At 54.2% G+C, this 16021-nt stretch carries 18 protein-coding genes and 5 tRNA genes; 18 read left to right on the top strand and 5 right to left on the bottom strand.

The window, feature by feature from the left end; genetic code table 11:
- The first annotated feature begins 13 nt into the window (after nucleotides 1-13).
- The 17 genes from cydB (at nucleotide 14) to pnuC (ending at nucleotide 10038) form a co-directional block, all read left to right on the top strand.
- Nucleotides 14-1153, top strand: a complete 1140-nt coding sequence (gene cydB, locus AC0TNG_RS21145; RefSeq protein WP_126785944.1) for a cytochrome d ubiquinol oxidase subunit II — start codon at nucleotides 14-16, stop codon at nucleotides 1151-1153.
- A gap of 14 nt (nucleotides 1154-1167) precedes the next feature.
- Nucleotides 1168-1281: a cytochrome bd-I oxidase subunit CydX gene (gene cydX, locus AC0TNG_RS21150; protein WP_003858598.1), complete on the top strand. Its 114-nt coding sequence runs from the start codon at nucleotides 1168-1170 to the stop codon at nucleotides 1279-1281.
- Nucleotides 1281-1571 (top strand): cyd operon protein YbgE, encoded by a 291-nt coding sequence (ybgE, locus tag AC0TNG_RS21155; RefSeq protein ID WP_008501100.1) that lies wholly within the window; start codon nucleotides 1281-1283, stop codon nucleotides 1569-1571. Before cydX ends, ybgE begins: the two co-directional genes overlap by 1 nt.
- A gap of 148 nt (nucleotides 1572-1719) precedes the next feature.
- Nucleotides 1720-2124 carry a tol-pal system-associated acyl-CoA thioesterase gene (ybgC, locus tag AC0TNG_RS21160; protein ID WP_003858593.1) on the top strand — a complete coding sequence of 135 codons (405 nt, stop codon included), beginning with the start codon at nucleotides 1720-1722 and terminating at the stop codon, nucleotides 2122-2124.
- Entirely contained in the window at nucleotides 2121-2813 is a 693-nt protein-coding gene (gene tolQ / locus AC0TNG_RS21165) for a Tol-Pal system protein TolQ (RefSeq protein WP_008501101.1), read from the top strand. Before ybgC ends, tolQ begins: the two co-directional genes overlap by 4 nt.
- Before the next feature lie 3 nt (nucleotides 2814-2816).
- Entirely contained in the window at nucleotides 2817-3245 is a 429-nt protein-coding gene (gene tolR, locus AC0TNG_RS21170) for a colicin uptake protein TolR (RefSeq protein WP_473713066.1), read from the top strand.
- Between the two features lie 28 nt (nucleotides 3246-3273).
- On the top strand, nucleotides 3274-4503 hold the full coding sequence (tolA, locus tag AC0TNG_RS21175) for a cell envelope integrity protein TolA (protein WP_473723531.1): 1230 nt from the start codon (nucleotides 3274-3276) through the stop codon (nucleotides 4501-4503).
- A gap of 134 nt (nucleotides 4504-4637) precedes the next feature.
- On the top strand, nucleotides 4638-5930 hold the full coding sequence (tolB, locus tag AC0TNG_RS21180) for a Tol-Pal system beta propeller repeat protein TolB (RefSeq protein WP_032649508.1): 1293 nt from the start codon (nucleotides 4638-4640) through the stop codon (nucleotides 5928-5930).
- Nucleotides 5931-5965: 35 nt separating this feature from the next.
- Nucleotides 5966-6487, top strand: coding sequence for a peptidoglycan-associated lipoprotein Pal (gene pal, locus AC0TNG_RS21185; RefSeq protein ID WP_003858578.1), 522 nt, complete (start codon nucleotides 5966-5968; stop codon nucleotides 6485-6487).
- Nucleotides 6488-6496: 9 nt separating this feature from the next.
- Nucleotides 6497-7291 carry a cell division protein CpoB gene (gene cpoB / locus AC0TNG_RS21190; RefSeq protein ID WP_032649506.1) on the top strand — a complete coding sequence of 265 codons (795 nt, stop codon included), beginning with the start codon at nucleotides 6497-6499 and terminating at the stop codon, nucleotides 7289-7291.
- 161 nt (nucleotides 7292-7452) lie between these two features.
- Nucleotides 7453-7528 (top strand) — tRNA-Lys (locus tag AC0TNG_RS21195).
- A gap of 26 nt (nucleotides 7529-7554) precedes the next feature.
- Nucleotides 7555-7630: transfer RNA gene (locus tag AC0TNG_RS21200), tRNA-Val, on the top strand.
- Nucleotides 7631-7633: 3 nt separating this feature from the next.
- Nucleotides 7634-7709 (top strand) — tRNA-Lys (locus tag AC0TNG_RS21205).
- 146 nt (nucleotides 7710-7855) lie between these two features.
- Nucleotides 7856-7931: transfer RNA gene (locus AC0TNG_RS21210), tRNA-Lys, on the top strand.
- 24 nt (nucleotides 7932-7955) lie between these two features.
- Nucleotides 7956-8031 (top strand) — tRNA-Lys (locus AC0TNG_RS21215).
- Between the two features lie 221 nt (nucleotides 8032-8252).
- The gene (gene nadA, locus AC0TNG_RS21220) at nucleotides 8253-9296 is read left to right on the top strand and encodes a quinolinate synthase NadA (RefSeq protein ID WP_463726958.1); all 1044 of its coding nucleotides are present in this window, start codon (nucleotides 8253-8255) and stop codon (nucleotides 9294-9296) included.
- A 22-nt stretch (nucleotides 9297-9318) separates the two neighbouring features.
- Entirely contained in the window at nucleotides 9319-10038 is a 720-nt protein-coding gene (gene pnuC / locus AC0TNG_RS21225; RefSeq protein WP_061715739.1) for a nicotinamide riboside transporter PnuC, read from the top strand.
- Here the strand turns inward: pnuC and zitB are convergent.
- Together zitB and AC0TNG_RS21235 are read right to left on the bottom strand one after the other, a co-directional pair.
- Nucleotides 10035-10973: a CDF family zinc transporter ZitB gene (gene zitB / locus AC0TNG_RS21230; protein WP_473713068.1), complete on the bottom strand. Its 939-nt coding sequence runs from the start codon at nucleotides 10971-10973 to the stop codon at nucleotides 10035-10037. The genes pnuC and zitB overlap by 4 nt on opposite strands.
- 106 nt (nucleotides 10974-11079) lie before the next feature.
- Complete coding sequence (locus AC0TNG_RS21235) at nucleotides 11080-11460, bottom strand: protein YbgS (protein WP_032649499.1); 381 nt, start codon at nucleotides 11458-11460, stop codon at nucleotides 11080-11082.
- A gap of 304 nt (nucleotides 11461-11764) precedes the next feature.
- Here AC0TNG_RS21235 and aroG point away from each other — a divergent pair, with 304 nt between their 5' ends.
- Nucleotides 11765-12817: a 3-deoxy-7-phosphoheptulonate synthase AroG gene (gene aroG, locus AC0TNG_RS21240; RefSeq protein ID WP_008501110.1), complete on the top strand. Its 1053-nt coding sequence runs from the start codon at nucleotides 11765-11767 to the stop codon at nucleotides 12815-12817.
- 61 nt (nucleotides 12818-12878) lie between these two features.
- Here the strand turns inward: aroG and gpmA are convergent, their stop codons facing one another.
- From gpmA to galK, 3 genes are all read right to left on the bottom strand, one after another.
- Nucleotides 12879-13631: a 2,3-diphosphoglycerate-dependent phosphoglycerate mutase gene (gpmA, locus tag AC0TNG_RS21245; RefSeq protein WP_023310804.1), complete on the bottom strand. Its 753-nt coding sequence runs from the start codon at nucleotides 13629-13631 to the stop codon at nucleotides 12879-12881.
- A gap of 206 nt (nucleotides 13632-13837) precedes the next feature.
- Nucleotides 13838-14878 (bottom strand): galactose-1-epimerase, encoded by a 1041-nt coding sequence (galM, locus tag AC0TNG_RS21250; protein ID WP_473713069.1) that lies wholly within the window; start codon nucleotides 14876-14878, stop codon nucleotides 13838-13840.
- Complete coding sequence (galK, locus tag AC0TNG_RS21255; protein ID WP_032649494.1) at nucleotides 14872-16020, bottom strand: galactokinase; 1149 nt, start codon at nucleotides 16018-16020, stop codon at nucleotides 14872-14874. The genes galM and galK overlap by 7 nt, the downstream gene beginning before the upstream one ends.
- Nucleotide 16021: the final 1 nt, after the last annotated feature.

A 16021-nucleotide genomic window follows, 5' to 3' on the forward strand; every position in this document is an offset into this window, starting at 1 on the left:
CAGGAGTCATCAAATGATCGATTATGAAGTATTGCGTTTTATCTGGTGGCTGCTGGTTGGCGTTCTGCTGATCGGTTTCGCCGTCACGGATGGTTTCGACATGGGGGTGGGGATGCTCACCCGTTTCCTCGGTCGTAATGACACCGAGCGTCGAATCATGATCAACTCCATCGCCCCACACTGGGACGGTAACCAGGTGTGGCTGATCACCGCAGGCGGCGCGCTGTTCGCTGCCTGGCCGATGGTCTACGCGGCTGCGTTCTCCGGTTTCTATGTGGCGATGATTCTGGTGCTGGCCTCTTTATTCTTCCGTCCGGTCGGTTTCGACTACCGTTCCAAGATTGAAGATACCCGCTGGCGCAACATGTGGGACTGGGGCATCTTCATCGGTAGCTTCGTTCCGCCGCTGGTGATCGGCGTGGCGTTTGGTAACCTGCTGCAGGGCGTACCGTTCCATCTGGACGAGTACATGCGTCTTTACTACACCGGTAACTTCTTCCAGCTGCTGAATCCGTTTGGTCTGCTGGCCGGCGTGGTGAGCGTGGCGATGATCATCACTCAGGGCGCAACCTACCTGCAGATGCGTACGGTTGGTGAACTGCACCTGCGTTCTCGCGCGACGGCTCAGGTCGCTGCGCTGGTCACGCTGGTCTGCTTCGCACTGGCCGGTGTGTGGGTGGTGTACGGTATTGATGGCTACGTGGTGACGTCTGCGATTAACCATACTGCGCCGTCTAATCCGCTGACCAAAGAAGTGGCGCGTCAGGCAGGTGCATGGCTGGTGAACTTTAACAATACCCCTGCGCTGTGGGCTATCCCGGCGCTGGGCGTATTGCTGCCGCTGCTGACCGTGTTGACGTCTCGTCTGGAGAAAGGCGCGCTGGCGTTCGTGTTCTCATCACTGACCCTGGCGTGCATTATCCTGACGGCGGGTATTGCGATGTTCCCATTCGTCATGCCATCCAGCACCATGCTGAATGCTAGCCTGACCATGTGGGATGCAACGTCCAGCCATATGACGCTGAACCTGATGACGTATGTTGCTTGCGTGTTCGTTCCGATCGTTCTGGCCTACACCATCTGGTGTTACTGGAAAATGTTCGGTCGCATCACGAAAGAACATATCGAAAGCAACACCCACTCTATGTACTAAGTAAGGAGCTGAATATGTGGTATTTCGCATGGATTTTAGGGACGCTTCTTGCCTGTGCATTTGGTGTCATCACTGCCCTGGCGCTTGAGCACGTAGAAGCGACCAAAGCGGGTGAAGAAAAACACTGATGAATATTATCGCGAAACTTTACGCGGTAATGGACAAGCGCCCGTTACGGGCGCTTTCTTTAGTGATGGCATTACTGCTGGCAGGTTGTATCTTCTGGGACCCTTCGCGCTTTGCAGCGAAAACCAGCGAGCTTGAAATCTGGCACGGCTTCCTCATTATGTGGGCGGTGTGTGCAGGTGTGATCCACGGCGTGGGCTTTCGTCCGAAAGCCGTTCACTGGCAGGGAATTTTTTGCCCGCTGATTGCCGATCTGGTGCTTCTCGCCGGTTTGATTTTCTTCTTCTTCTGAATAAGAAATGTCCGTTAACGTTATGGGCTTACCCGAGCCCATAAAAATTTACTCTCCGTTTACTTTCCCCCATTCCCAACCCTCTTTCCCGCGCGTATAGTAGCGAAGTTTAAAAGCATTAACTTTTGTTGCATTACCGGGATGTAAAGTGAATACAACGCTGTTTCGATGGCCGGTTCGTGTCTATTACGAAGATACCGATGCCGGTGGTGTGGTTTACCACGCCAGCTACGTTGCTTTTTATGAACGGGCACGCACAGAGATGCTGCGCCATCATCACTTTAGTCAACAGGTACTGTTGGCTGAGCGAGTTGCCTTCGTGGTTCGCAAGATGACGCTTGAGTATTTTGCGCCTGCCAGACTCGACGATATGCTCGAAGTCCAAACTGAAATTACATCAATGCGCGGGACCTCACTGGTTTTCACGCAGCGGATAGTCAACGCAGAGAATACCGTACTGAACTCAGCTGAAGTACTGATTGTTTGTGTTGATCCAACCATAATGAAGCCTCGTGCGCTTCCTAAGTCTATTGTCGCGGAGTTTAAGCAGTGACTGACATGAATATCCTTGATTTGTTCCTGAAGGCAAGCCTTCTGGTTAAACTTATCATGTTGATTTTGATTGGTTTTTCAATCGCATCCTGGGCCATCATCATCCAGAGAACGCGTATCCTCAATGCCGCTGGCCGTGAAGCTGAAGCGTTTGAAGATAAGTTCTGGTCGGGTATTGAGCTTTCTCGTCTGTATCAGGAAAGCCAGGGACGCCGTGAAAACCTTACAGGCTCCGAGCAAATTTTTTATAGCGGTTTCAAAGAGTTTGCCCGTCTGCATCGTGCAAACAATCATGCGCCGGAAGCGGTGGTGGAAGGTGCCTCGCGTGCGATGCGCATCTCTATGAACCGCGAGCTGGAAAACCTTGAAACGCATATTCCTTTCCTCGGCACTGTCGGTTCCATCAGCCCGTATATCGGCCTGTTTGGTACCGTGTGGGGGATCATGCACGCCTTTATCGCGCTGGGCGCGGTGAAGCAGGCGACGTTGCAGATGGTTGCACCGGGTATCGCTGAAGCACTGATTGCGACCGCTATCGGTCTGTTTGCGGCAATTCCGGCGGTTATGGCATACAACCGTCTGAACCAGCGTGTGAACAAACTGGAACTGAACTACGACAACTTTATGGAAGAGTTCACTGCGATTCTGCACCGTCAGGCGTTTACCAGCACCGAGAGCAACAAGGGGTAAACCATGGCCAGATCGCGTGGACGAGGTCGTCGCGAGCTCAAGTCCGAAATCAATATCGTTCCACTGCTGGACGTCCTGTTGGTACTGCTGCTGATCTTCATGGCGACAGCGCCAATCATTACCCAGAGCGTGGAAGTGGATCTGCCGGATGCGACAGAATCACAGGCGGTGAGCACCAATGACGATCCTCCGGTTATCATTGAGGTTTCCGGCGTAGGGCAATACAGCGTCGTGGTAGAGAAAGATCGTATGGATCAGCTGCCGCCTGAGCAGGTGATTGCTGAAGCGCAGCATCGCCTGGAGTCAAATCCGAAAACGGTCTTCTTAATCGGTGGCGCGAAAGACGTACCCTACGATGAAATTATTAAAGCGCTGAACTTGCTACATAGTGCGGGTGTTAAGTCAGTTGGCTTAATGACCCAACCTATTTGATCATCCGCGTAGTTTTTGGGAACCGATAGTGTCAAAGGCAACCGAACAGAACGACAAGCTTAAGCGAGCGATAATCGTCTCCGCAGTGCTGCACGTTATTCTCTTTGCAGCGCTGATCTGGAGTTCGTTCGACGAGCATATTGATGCATCAGCCGGCGGCGGTGGAGGCTCTTCCATTGACGCCGTGATGGTGGATCCCGGTGCGGTAGTACAGAACTATAATCGCGAACAACAGCAGAAGGCGAGTGCCAAACGGGCTGAAGAGCAGCGTGAAAAACAGTCGCAACAGCAGGCGGAAGAGCTGCGTGAAAAGCAGGCCGCAGAGCAGGAACGTCTGAAGCAGCTTGAGAAAGAACGTTTGCAGGCGCAGGAAGCCGCAAAAGAGCAGGCGGAACAGCAGAAACAAGCCGAAGAGGCCGCGAAGAAAGCACAGGAACAGCAAAAGCAGGCGGAAGAGGCGGCAGCAAAAGCCGCAGCGGACGCGAAAGCACAGGCTGATGCCCAGGCAAAATTAGCGGCAGAAGCGGCGAAGAAAGCCGCTGCTGATGCTCAGAAGAAAGCTGAAGCAGAAGCCGCGAAGAAAGCTGCTGCAGATGCTCAGAAGAAAGCTGAAGCGGAAGCCGCGAAGAAAGCCGCTCAGGACGCAGAGAAGAAAGCCGCTCAGGACGCAGAGAAGAAAGCTGCTGCCGAGGCCGCTAAGAAAGCGGCTGCTGCTGAGAAAGCGGCAGCAGAAAAAGCAGCTGCCGCGGAAAAAGCCGCTGCTGATAAAAAAGCTGCAGCTGAGAAGGCCGCTGCCGATAAGAAAGCCGCAGCTGAAAAAGCGGCTGCTAAAAAGGCTGCCGCCGCTGAAAAAGCTGCTGCTGCCGCAGGGGTTGACGATCTGCTGGGCGATTTGAGCTCCGGTAAGAATGCACCGAAAACGGGCGGTGGGGCGAAAGGAAACAACGCAGCGCCGACCGGAAGTGGTAACACTAAGAGTAACGGTGCGACCGGGGCTGAAATCAACGGTTATGCCGCGCAGATTAAATCCGCTATTGAAAGCCGATTCTATGATGCGTCTTCCTATACCGGTAAAACGTGTACGTTGCGTATAAAACTGGCTCCGGACGGCATGCTGCTGGATATCAAGTCGGAAGGTGGCGACCCGGCTTTATGTACTGCGGCCCTGGCTGCAGCGCGTCAGGCGAAGATGCCGAAACCGCCGTCTCAGGCAGTTTACGAAGTCTTCAAAAATGCGCCGCTGGACTTCAAACCTTAAGTTACATTTTCCCCGTGCAAACGGGGAAAAATAGACCAGGTTTAGTCACAGGGTTCGGGTAGTTTTGTCTATTTGAGTTTGTTAACATTCTGCTAAATTATCGTGGGTAAGGTTACCCGGATAAGGGAGATATGATGAAGCAGGCATTACGTGTAGCATTTGGTTTTTTAATGCTGTGGGCAGCAGTACTGCACGCAGAAGTACGTATCGAGATCACCCAGGGGGTGGACTCGGCACGCCCAATCGGTGTTGTTCCGTTCCAGTGGGCCGGTCCTGGCGCTGCACCTGAAGATGCCGGTGGCATCGTGGCGGCTGACCTGCGTAACAGCGGTAAATTCAACCCGTTAGATCGTTCTCGTCTGCCTCAGCAGCCGGGTAGCGCGCAGGAAGTACAGCCTGCAGCATGGTCTGCGCTGGGTATTGATGCCGTGGTTGTGGGTCAGGTTACGCCTAACCCGGACGGCTCTTACAACGTGGCCTGGCAGCTGGTGGATACCGGCGGTGCACCGGGTACCGTTCTGGCTCAGAACTCTTACAAGGTCACTAAGCAGTACCTGCGCTACGCGGCTCACGCTGCCAGCGATGCGGTATTCGAAAAACTGACCGGTATTAAAGGTGCGTTCCGTACCCGTATTGCTTATGTGGTGCAGACCAACGGTGGTCAGTTCCCGTATGAGCTGCGCGTATCTGACTACGACGGCTACAACCAGTTCCTGGTGAAACGTTCTTCACAGCCGCTGATGTCTCCAGCCTGGTCTCCGGACGGTTCTAAACTGGCCTATGTCACCTTCGAAAGTGGCCGTTCAGCACTGGTTATCCAGACGCTGGCAAACGGTGCTGTTCGTCAGGTAGCATCTTTCCCACGTCACAACGGTGCGCCTTCGTTCTCTCCGGACGGTTCTAAACTGGCGTTTGCGCTGTCAAAAACCGGTAGCCTGAACCTGTACGTGATGGACATTGGCTCTGGCCAGATCCGTCAGGTGACCGACGGTCGCAGCAACAACACCGAACCTTCATGGTTCCCGGACAGTCAAAACCTGGCGTTTACCTCTGACCAGGCTGGCCGTCCACAAATCTATAAAGTCAACATCAACGGCGGTGCTCCGCAGCGTATTACCTGGGAAGGTTCGCAGAACCAGAACTCAGACGTGAGCAGCGACGGTAAATTTATGGTAATGGTGAGCTCCAACGGTGGGCAGCAGCACATTGCCAAACAAGATCTGGTAGCGGGTGGCGTTCAAGTTCTGTCGTCAACGTTCCTGGATGAAACGCCAAGTCTGGCACCTAACGGCACGATGGTAATCTACAGCTCTTCTCAGGGGATGGGATCTGTGCTGAATCTGGTTTCTACAGATGGGCGTTTCAAAGCGCGTATTCCGGCAACTGATGGACAGGTAAAATCTCCTGCCTGGTCGCCGTATCTGTAAATAATAATTAATTGATTACTAAAGGAATCATAGAAATGCAACTGAACAAAGTGCTGAAGGGGCTGATGATCGCTCTGCCTGTAATGGCAATCGCAGCGTGTTCTTCTAACAAGAACGCAAGCAATGACCAGAGCGGCGAAGGCATGATGGGTGCCGGCACCGGTATGGACGCGAACGGCAATGGCAACATGTCTTCTGAAGAGCAAGCGCGTCTTCAGATGCAGCAGCTGCAGCAGAACAACATCGTTTACTTCGATCTGGATAAATACGACATCCGTTCTGACTTCGCTGCGATGCTGGATGCGCACGCTAACTTCCTGCGTAGCAACCCATCTTACAAAGTCACCGTAGAAGGTCACGCGGACGAACGTGGTACTCCAGAGTACAACATCTCCCTGGGTGAACGTCGTGCTAACGCTGTTAAAATGTACCTGCAGGGTAAAGGCGTTTCTGCTGACCAGATCTCCATCGTTTCTTACGGTAAAGAAAAACCTGCAGTACTGGGTCACGACGAAGCGGCTTACTCCAAAAACCGTCGTGCCGTACTGGTTTACTAAGAGAATTGCATGAGCAGTAACTTCAGACATCATCTGTTGAGTCTGTCGTTACTGGTTGGAATAGCGGCCCCCTGGGCCGCTTTTGCTCAGGCACCAATCAGTAGTGTCGGCTCAGGCTCGGTAGAAGACCGGGTCACTCAACTCGAGCGTATTTCTAACGCTCACAGCCAGCTTTTAACCCAACTCCAGCAACAGCTCTCCGATAACCAGAATGATATTGACGCTCTCCGCGGTCAGATTCAGGAAAGCCAGTATCAGCTTAACCAGGTTGTGGAACGTCAGAAGCAGATTTTGCTGCAGATGGATAGCCTGAGCAGCGGTGGTGCAGCAGCACAAGCACAGCCAGCCGCGGGCGATCAGAGCGGTGCAGCGACATCAGCTCCGGCTGCGGATGCTTCTGCTTCAACAGGTGCGCCTGTACAGAGCGGTGACGCGAATACGGACTACAACGCGGCCATTGCCCTGGTGCAGGATCAATCTCGTCAGGATGACGCGCTTGCTGCGTTTCAGAACTTTGTTAAGAAATACCCTGATTCCACTTATCAGCCAAATGCGAATTACTGGCTCGGTCAGTTGAATTACAACAAGGGTAAAAAGGACGATGCGGCGTTTTATTTTGCCTCCGTGGTAAAAAACTACCCGAAATCGCCAAAAGCGCCTGATGCGATGTACAAAGTGGGCGTCATCATGCAGGACAAAGGCGACACTGCGAAAGCCAAAGCGGTTTATCAGCAGGTGGTCTCTAAATTCCCGGGTACCGAAGGTGCTAAGCAGGCGCAAAAACGTCTGAATTCGATGGGATGATTATCGCATGACCAGAAATCGCGTTATTTCTGGTCGTGCAGCATGATTCGTAAGCAGTTAAGTGATCTTCATCGAAATTTTTGTTGCGCTGAATTCTTAAATCAGTAATATATGCCGCCGTTGCCACGGGATATCAAACAACGTGAAAACAGCGTAAAAGTGGGTCGTTAGCTCAGTTGGTAGAGCAGTTGACTTTTAATCAATTGGTCGCAGGTTCGAATCCTGCACGACCCACCACTTAACGCATACCGGCAGTACAGAGTGGGTGATTAGCTCAGTTGGTAGAGCATCTCCTTTACACGGAGGGGGTCGGCGGTTCGAGCCCGTCATCACCCACCACTCGGGTCGTTAGCTCAGTTGGTAGAGCAGTTGACTTTTAATCAATTGGTCGCAGGTTCGAATCCTGCACGACCCACCAATTTTAATATCTTACTCAGATATTAAACGTGAAGGATAACGTTGCTTTAGCAACGGCCCGAAGGGCGAGGCGAAGCCGAGTCATCCTGCACGACCCACCACTCTCCGGTGGTACCGAGTAAAAATCTTCGAAGTCAGCACCCGAATGGGTCGTTAGCTCAGTTGGTAGAGCAGTTGACTTTTAATCAATTGGTCGCAGGTTCGAATCCTGCACGACCCACCACTTCGAAGAAAAAAATCCCGCAAGGGGTCGTTAGCTCAGTTGGTAGAGCAGTTGACTTTTAATCAATTGGTCGCAGGTTCGAATCCTGCACGACCCACCAGTGTAGAAAGGCGCCCTAAAGGCGCCTTTTTGCTATCTGTCTGTTTTGTAGGTCGGTAAGGCAAAGCCGCCACCCGACAAATGCTATCCGCACCTATTTCCGGTGACTTTTCACTCCAGATTCGCTATCTTGTTTAGTATACAAAACACAATTGCCACGCGTTTTGCTATGTCAGGCAAAAGAAAGGCAATATTGTTAAGCCAGTAAAACGAGAAGCCATAATGAGTGTGATGTTTGATCCTGAAGCCGCAATCTATCCGTTTCCGCCAAAGCCTGTCCCGCTGAGCCAGGATGAAAAGCAATTCTACCGCGAGAAGATCAAACGTCTTCTTAAAGAGCGCGATGCGGTAATGGTGGCCCATTACTACACCGACCCGGAAATTCAGCAGCTGGCTGAAGAGACCGGAGGCTGCATTTCTGACTCACTGGAGATGGCACGCTTCGGTGCACGACACCCCGCTTCCACGCTTCTGGTTGCTGGCGTGCGTTTTATGGGCGAAACGGCAAAGATCCTGAGCCCTGAAAAAACCATTCTGATGCCCACGCTTAACGCGGAGTGTTCGCTGGATCTGGGCTGTCCGATTGACGAATTCACGGCCTTCTGTGACGCCCACCCCGATCGGACCGTGGTGGTTTATGCCAACACCTCTGCGGCGGTAAAAGCGCGGGCCGACTGGGTAGTCACGTCGAGCATCGCCGTTGAGCTGATTGAACATCTGGACAGCCTGGGAGAGAAAATTATCTGGGCGCCAGATCGTCATCTTGGAAATTATGTCCAGAAGCAGACGGGGGCTGACGTTCTCTGCTGGCAGGGCGCCTGCATCGTGCATGATGAATTCAAAACCCAGGCGCTGGCGCGCATGAAGGCACTTTATCCTGAGGCCGCCATTCTTGTTCACCCTGAGTCACCGCGGTCAATTGTCGACATGGCGGATGCCGTGGGCTCAACCAGCCAGCTTATCAACGCGGCAAGGACGTTGCCTCACAAGCAGCTCATCGTGGCGACCGATCGCGGTATCTTCTATAAGATGCAGCAGGCCGTGCCGGAGAAAGAGCTCCTTGAAGCGCCAACGGCGGGTGAGGGCGCAACGTGTCGCAGCTGTGCGCATTGCCCGTGGATGGCGATGAACGGCCTGAAGGCCATTGCCGAAGGGCTCGAGACCGGCGGTGCAGCACATGAAATCCATGTGGATGCCTCTCTGCGTGAAGGTGCGTTGATTCCGCTTAACCGCATGCTGGATTTTGCGGCTACACTACGTACTTAATTCAACACGCCGCGGAGAAAAGATGGATTTTTTTAGCACACATAACATTCTGGTTCATATACCGATTGGTGCAGGTGGCTATGACCTGTCATGGATTGAGGCCGTTGGCACGCTGGCGGGATTACTCTGTATCTGGCTGGCAAGCCTGGAGAAGATCAGCAACTATGCGTTCGGGCTGATTAACGTCACGCTGTTTGCGATTATCTTCTTCCAGATCCAGCTTTACGCCAGCCTGCTTTTACAGCTGTTCTTCTTCGCCGCCAATATCTACGGCTGGTACGCGTGGTCGCGTCAGAACAGCCAGCAGGAGGCAGAGCTGCAGATCCGCTGGCTGCCCTTGCCGAAAGCCATCGCCTGGTTCGTCGCCTGCGTGCTGGCCATTGGCTTAATGACCGTCTACATCAACCCGGTGTTTGCGTTCCTGACCCGCGTCGCCGTTTCGGTCATGTCCGGTATCGGCCTGAACGTGACGATGCCAGAGCTGCAGCCGGATGCTTTCCCGTTCTGGGATTCCTGCATGATGGTGCTGTCGATTGCGGCGATGATCCTGATGACCCGTAAATACGTTGAGAACTGGCTGCTGTGGGTCATCATCAACGTGATCAGCGTGGCGATCTTCGCCCTGCAGGGCGTCTATGCGATGTCGCTGGAATATCTGCTGCTGACCTTCATTGCGCTGAACGGCAGCCGGATGTGGATTAACAGCGCGCGTGAGCGAGGCTCTCACGCGCTTTCCAGCTAGTGGTGATGATGATGTGAATGTCCGGACTGCGCCTCGTTAAGGTGGCAGTCCGGCCCGTTACAGGGCTGATACTCCATCTGGATGGTGGAGTGGCCAATTTCGTAGTGATGCTCAAGAAAATGCTGGATGCGTTCCAGCAGCGCATCGTGGTCGTGAGGCGGGATCACCTGGACGTGCAGCGTCATGACCGGTTTTTCCCCCACCAGCCAGACGTGCACATGATGAACATTGCGGACTTCCGGGACTGAACGGCGCAAGTTGCGCTTCAGTTCGTCAATATCCATGGATGCCGGTGCCCCTTCGAGCAGTTCATTCACGCTCTCCTTCAACAGCCGCCAGGCACTGCGTAAGACCAGACACGACACCAGCACGGACAGAATCGGATCGACAGGCGTCCAGCCGGTATAGAGGATCACCAGCGCGGCGACAATCGCCCCGACGGAACCGAGTAAATCCCCCAGAACATGCAGCGCTGCCGCGCGCACGTTGAGGTTCTTTTCTCCGCTGCCGCGGTGCAGAATCCAGAAGGCCAGGATATTCGCCAGCAGCCCTGCCACGGCAATCACCATCATGGTCGCTCCGGCGATCGGCTGAGGATGCCGGAAGCGCTGTACGGCCTCCCAGACGATAAGCATGGTAATGACCACCAGCGCAATGGCGTTAACAAACGCGGCCAGGGTGGTCAGCCTCAGCCAGCCGAATGTGTGGCGCGCATTTGGTGGACGACGCGCGAACTGCACCGCCAGCAGGGCGAAGAGCAGGGCGGCGGCATCGGTCAGCATATGTCCGGCATCGGCCAGAAGCGCCAGAGAGCCGGAAACCAGGCCGCCAATGACCTCGATAATCATAAACGTTGCCGTGACGCCAAAGGCCAGCATCAGTCGTTTAGCGTTGTCGTTGCCGGGAGAATGCGAGTGGGAATGGGAGTGCGCCATGTCTGCTTTCCTGAAGTGTTATTGTTTTTAGTGTAGCGTTTTTAATAGGTTACTCCAAAAAGAAAGGAGAGCCTGGGCTCTCCTTTTTCTGACGGTTCATAACAAATTACTGGGTGGTGCCATCAGTTTTGGTATTGGCGTCGTTACCCACTTTGTCGTTAGGGTTCGGGCATTTGCCGTCCTTACACATCGAGTTCTTATGAACCTCATCCGAACTCATATTGTCATGATTCATGGTGCCGGAACCGCTGCCGTTGGGATGCAGCATCGTGCCGCCGGTGTTGGTGTTCCCGGTATTGATCTGGTTGTTGTCGACATTATTCGGGGCGATATTCTGTTTCGCATCCGGAGCGGGCTGGCCTGCTGCCGCAGCCGCATTTGCATCCCCGTTGCTGTCTGATGTGCCCGTTTCCGCGGCCAGGACGCTGCCGCTGGCCAGAGTGAGTGTGGCGGTCAGGAAGAGGGTTGCCAGTTTTGTCATTTTCATCATGGTGCTCCTGTTCTTGTCGTTACGCTGGATAACATTCTCCAACAGTGCATCTTTTTCAGAGGCGAAAGATTCCGCCTTACGGACTTACGTCAGTAGGGAATCGCGTTTAAGCGTGTAAAATTGGTTGTTACAGTTAAAAAGCTTAGGTTAGATCTCATTTTTCGCTATTTTGTGGCGATTTTTAGGCGAATTCCAGGAATTATCTGCGTGAAGTGTAAAACCGTGTTTACACTTCCTGGTCGACAAGATAGATTGAAAGGATTGCTTTCATTACTAAAGATATGGCAGAGCTGGAAAGAAAATGAATTATCAGAACGACGATTTACGCATCAAAGAGATCAATGAGTTATTACCTCCTGTAGCGCTCCTTGAGAAATTCCCCGCCACTGAAAATGCCGCAAACACGGTTTCTCATGCACGTAAAGCGATCCATAAGATCCTGAAAGGTAATGACGATCGTCTTCTGGTGGTGATTGGCCCGTGCTCCATTCACGATCCTGCAGCCGCGAAAGAATACGCTGCCCGTCTGCTCACCCTGCGTGAAGAGCTGAAGGACGAGCTGGAAATCGTCATGCGCGTCTACTTTGAAAAACCGCGCACCACCGTGGGCTGGAAAGGGCTGATTAACGACCCGCACATGGACAACAGCTTCCAGATCAACGACGGTCTGCGCATTGCGCGCAAGCTGCTGCTGGAGATCAACGACAGCGGCCTGCCTGCGGCCGGTGAATTCCTGGACATGATTACGCCACAATACCTGGCAGACCTGATGAGCTGGGGCGCAATTGGTGCCCGTACCACTGAATCTCAGGTGCACCGCGAGCTGGCGTCCGGTCTCTCTTGTCCGGTGGGCTTCAAAAACGGCACTGACGGCACCATCAAGGTCGCCATTGACGCTATCAATGCTGCAGGTGCACCGCACTGCTTCCTGTCGGTGACCAAATGGGGTCATTCCGCCATCGTTAACACCAGCGGTAACGGCGACTGCCATATCATTCTGCGCGGCGGCAAAGAGCCGAACTACAGCGCAAAACACGTGGCAGAAGTGAAGGTCGGGCTGGAAAAAGCCGGGCTGCCACCGCAGGTGATGATCGATTTCAGCCACGCCAACTCCAGCAAGCAGTTTAAAAAGCAGATGGAAGTGGGCGCAGACGTCTGTCAGCAGATTGCCGGTGGTGAGAAGGCGGTGATTGGGGTGATGATCGAAAGCCATCTGGTTGAAGGTAACCAGAACCTGGAAGGCAGCGAGCCGCTGGTGTATGGCAAGAGCGTGACCGATGCCTGCATCGGCTGGGACGATACCGACGCCATCCTGCGTCAGCTGGCGAATGCGGTAAAAGCGCGTCGCGGCTGAATTCTCAGGCACAAATAAAAAAGCGCGGAAGGCTCCGCGCTTTTTTTATGTCTGGCGAAAATTACTTCGCTTTACCCTGGTTCGCGACAGCCGCTGCTTTCGCCGCGATCTCTTCTGCGTTACCCAGATAGTAGTGTTTGATTGGCTTGAAGTTTTCGTCGAACTCATACACCAGCGGTACGCCAGTTGGGATGTTCAGTTCGAGGATTTCGTCTTCACCCATGTTGTCCAGGTATTTCACCAGCGCGCGCAGGGAGTTACCGTGAGCAGCGATGATCACGCGCTCGCCGCTTTTCAGGCGTGGCAGAATGGTTTCGTTCCAGTAAGGCACAACGCGGTCGATGGTCAGCGCCAGGCTCTCGGTGGTTGGCAGCTCAGCGTCGGTCAGCTTCGCGTAACGCGGGTCGTGGCCCGGGTAGCGCTCGTCATCTTTGGTCAGCTCTGGCGGGGTGATTGCGAAGCCGCGACGCCACTGTTTAACCTGCTCGTCGCCATATTTCTCAGCGGTTTCCGCTTTGTTCAGGCCCTGCAGCGCACCGTAGTGACGTTCGTTCAGTTTCCAGGACTTCTCAACCGGCAGCCAGGCCTGATCCAGTTCGTCCAGCACGTTCCACAGGGTGTGGATGGCACGTTTCAGCACAGAGGTGTAAGCAAAATCAAAGCTGAAGCCTTCTTCCTTCAGCAGTTTACCTGCTGCTTTTGCTTCGCTTACGCCTTTCTCAGACAGATCAACGTCGTACCAACCGGTAAAGCGGTTTTCGTTGTTCCACTGGCTTTCGCCGTGACGCACCAGGACCAGCTTAGTTATAGCCATCTCTTACTCCTCAAGCATTTTTAGAATGATAACAATTCTCATTATATTGCCGTGGCCGTGCCACCAGCAACGCTTAACCCTAACCATAGCGAAAATAGTCTCTGAGTGTAAGATGCTTGTGAATCCAGGGTTATGATTTTGTCTGCGATCGGCGCTATTTTCAGCAAGGCGCGCAGAAAAAAGCCCTCCGATGGGAGGGCTGGAAATCAATGCGGAATGAAATGATACTCTGTGACGCTAACGTACTCTTCACCCGGGCGCAGCACGCAGTCCGGCTGGGGCCATTCCGGATGGTTCGGGCTGTCCGGCAGGAACTCGCTCTCCAGTGCCAGGCCTTGCCAGTCGCTGTACTCTTCGTGTTCGCGCGCCGTCGTTCCGCCGAGATAGTTACCTGAGTAGAACTGCAGGGCAGGGGCAGTGGTATACACCGTCATCTGCAGCTTCTCATCCGCAGACCAGACCTGCGCGGCAGGTTGTTTCACATCACCTTTGGCCTGTAGCAGGAACGCGTGGTCGTAGCCTTTCACCTTGCGCTGATCGTCATCGCTCAGGAAATCCTGGGCGATCGTTTTCGCGCTGCGGAAGTCAAAGCTGGTGCCGCTCACGTCTTTGAGGCCCTGATGCGGAATGCCCATCTCGTCAACCGGCAGCCAGGCATCCGCCAGGATCTGCAGCCTGTGGTTACGCACGTCGCACTGGTTACCGTCCAGATTAAAGTACGCGTGATTGGTCAGGTTGACCGGACACGGCTTGTCGACCGTCGCACGGTATTCAATGGCGATACGGTTGTCGTCGGTCAGCGTAAAGCGCGCGGACGCGATAAGGTTCCCCGGGAAGCCCTGATCGCCGTCAGGCGAATCCAGCGAGAACAGCACTTCCCCGTCGTTTTGACGAACAATCTTCCAGCGGCGTTTATCAAACCCGTCCGGTCCGCCGTGCAGCTGGTTCTCACCCTGGCTTGGAAGCAGGGCGTACTGGACGCCGTCGAGCTCAAAACGGCTCTTCGCGATTCGGTTAGCATAGCGCCCAACGGACGCGCCCAGATAGACGGACTGATTGACGTACTGCTCAGGCGAGGCGCAGCCCAGCAGAGTCTCGCGCACGCTGCCGTCCGGCATTGGTACGCGGGCAGAAAGAAGGGTAGCACCCCAGTCCATCACCGTAACGACCATCCCTGCGCGATTGCGCAGGGTTAACAGGCGATACGGCAGACCATCCGGTGCGAGGGTAGGCGTTTCGTTTAGCACTGTCCGGCTCCTTGTGATGCTTTGCAAACATAGAAGGTTTCTTTGATACCTGTTTTTGCTTCGTACTGCTTCGCCACGGCATCCTGTACGGCAGGAACCAGCTCTTCAGGCACCAGCGCAACGACGCAGCCGCCAAAACCGCCGCCCGTCATGCGCACGCCACCTTTGTCGCCGATGGTGGCTTTGACGATGTCCACCAGGGTATCGATCTGTGGAACGGTGATTTCAAAATCATCGCGCATGGAGGCGTGAGATTCCGCCATCAGCTCACCCATACGTTTCAGGTCGCCTTTCGCCAGCGCGGAGGCGGCTTCAACGGTACGGGCATTTTCCGTCAGCACGTGACGAACGCGCCTGGCAACGACCGGATCCAGCTCGTGCGCCACTTTGTTAAATTCATTGAGCGTTACGTCGCGCAGGGCGGGCTGCTGGAAGAAGCGGGCACCGGTTTCGCACTGTTGGCGGCGGGTGTTGTACTCGCTGCCCACCAGCGTGCGCTTAAAGTTGCTGTTGATGATTACCACAGCCGCGCCTTTTGGCAGGGGAACGGCTTTAGTGCCCAGCGAGCGGCAGTCGATCAGCAGCGCGTGTTCTTTTTTGCCCAGCGCGGAGATCAGCTGGTCCATAATGCCGCAGTTACAGCCCACGAACTGGTTTTCCGCTTCCTGACCATTCAGGGCGATTTGCGCGCCGTCCAGCGGCAAATGATAAAGCTGCTGGAACACGGTACCCACGGCGACTTCCAGAGACGCAGAGGAGCTTAAGCCCGCACCCTGCGGCACGTTGCCGCTGATCACTAAATCCGCGCCGCCAAAGTTTTTGTTACGCTTCTGCAGATGCTTCACCACGCCGCGCACGTAGTTTGACCACTGCTGGCTGTCGTGCGTCACGATTGGGGCATCGAGGGAAAACGCGTCCGTCTCATTACCGTAATCCGCCGCAATCACGCGAACCTGGCGGTCGTCGCGCTTCGCACAGCTGATCACCGTCTGGTAATCGATGGCGCACGGCAGGACGAAACCGTCGTTATAGTCGGTGTGTTCACCAATCAGGTTGACGCGGCCAGGGGCCTGGATAACGTGGGTGGCAGGGTAGCCAAATTTTTCAGCAAACAGGGATTGTGTTTTATCTTTCAGACTCATT

The organism is Enterobacter sp. PL_is514 (genome assembly GCF_055816715.1).

Excerpts from the sequence above, each read along its gene's own strand:
- nadA (WP_463726958.1), top strand. The coding sequence starts at position 8,253 with ATGAGTGTGATGTTTGATCCTGAAGCCGCAATCTATCCGTTTCCGCCA.
- pnuC (WP_061715739.1), top strand. The coding sequence starts at position 9,319 with ATGGATTTTTTTAGCACACATAACATTCTGGTTCATATACCGATTGGT.
- cpoB (WP_032649506.1), top strand. The coding sequence starts at position 6,497 with ATGAGCAGTAACTTCAGACATCATCTGTTGAGTCTGTCGTTACTGGTT.
- galK (WP_032649494.1), bottom strand. The coding sequence starts at position 16,020 with ATGAGTCTGAAAGATAAAACACAATCCCTGTTTGCTGAAAAATTTGGC.
- gpmA (WP_023310804.1), bottom strand. The coding sequence starts at position 13,631 with ATGGCTATAACTAAGCTGGTCCTGGTGCGTCACGGCGAAAGCCAGTGG.
- tolR (WP_473713066.1), top strand. The coding sequence starts at position 2,817 with ATGGCCAGATCGCGTGGACGAGGTCGTCGCGAGCTCAAGTCCGAAATC.
- AC0TNG_RS21235 (WP_032649499.1), bottom strand. The coding sequence starts at position 11,460 with ATGAAAATGACAAAACTGGCAACCCTCTTCCTGACCGCCACACTCACT.
- zitB (WP_473713068.1), bottom strand. The coding sequence starts at position 10,973 with ATGGCGCACTCCCATTCCCACTCGCATTCTCCCGGCAACGACAACGCT.
- cydX (WP_003858598.1), top strand. The coding sequence starts at position 1,168 with ATGTGGTATTTCGCATGGATTTTAGGGACGCTTCTTGCCTGTGCATTT.
- tolB (WP_032649508.1), top strand. The coding sequence starts at position 4,638 with ATGAAGCAGGCATTACGTGTAGCATTTGGTTTTTTAATGCTGTGGGCA.
- aroG (WP_008501110.1), top strand. The coding sequence starts at position 11,765 with ATGAATTATCAGAACGACGATTTACGCATCAAAGAGATCAATGAGTTA.
- cydB (WP_126785944.1), top strand. The coding sequence starts at position 14 with ATGATCGATTATGAAGTATTGCGTTTTATCTGGTGGCTGCTGGTTGGC.
- pal (WP_003858578.1), top strand. The coding sequence starts at position 5,966 with ATGCAACTGAACAAAGTGCTGAAGGGGCTGATGATCGCTCTGCCTGTA.
- ybgE (WP_008501100.1), top strand. The coding sequence starts at position 1,281 with ATGAATATTATCGCGAAACTTTACGCGGTAATGGACAAGCGCCCGTTA.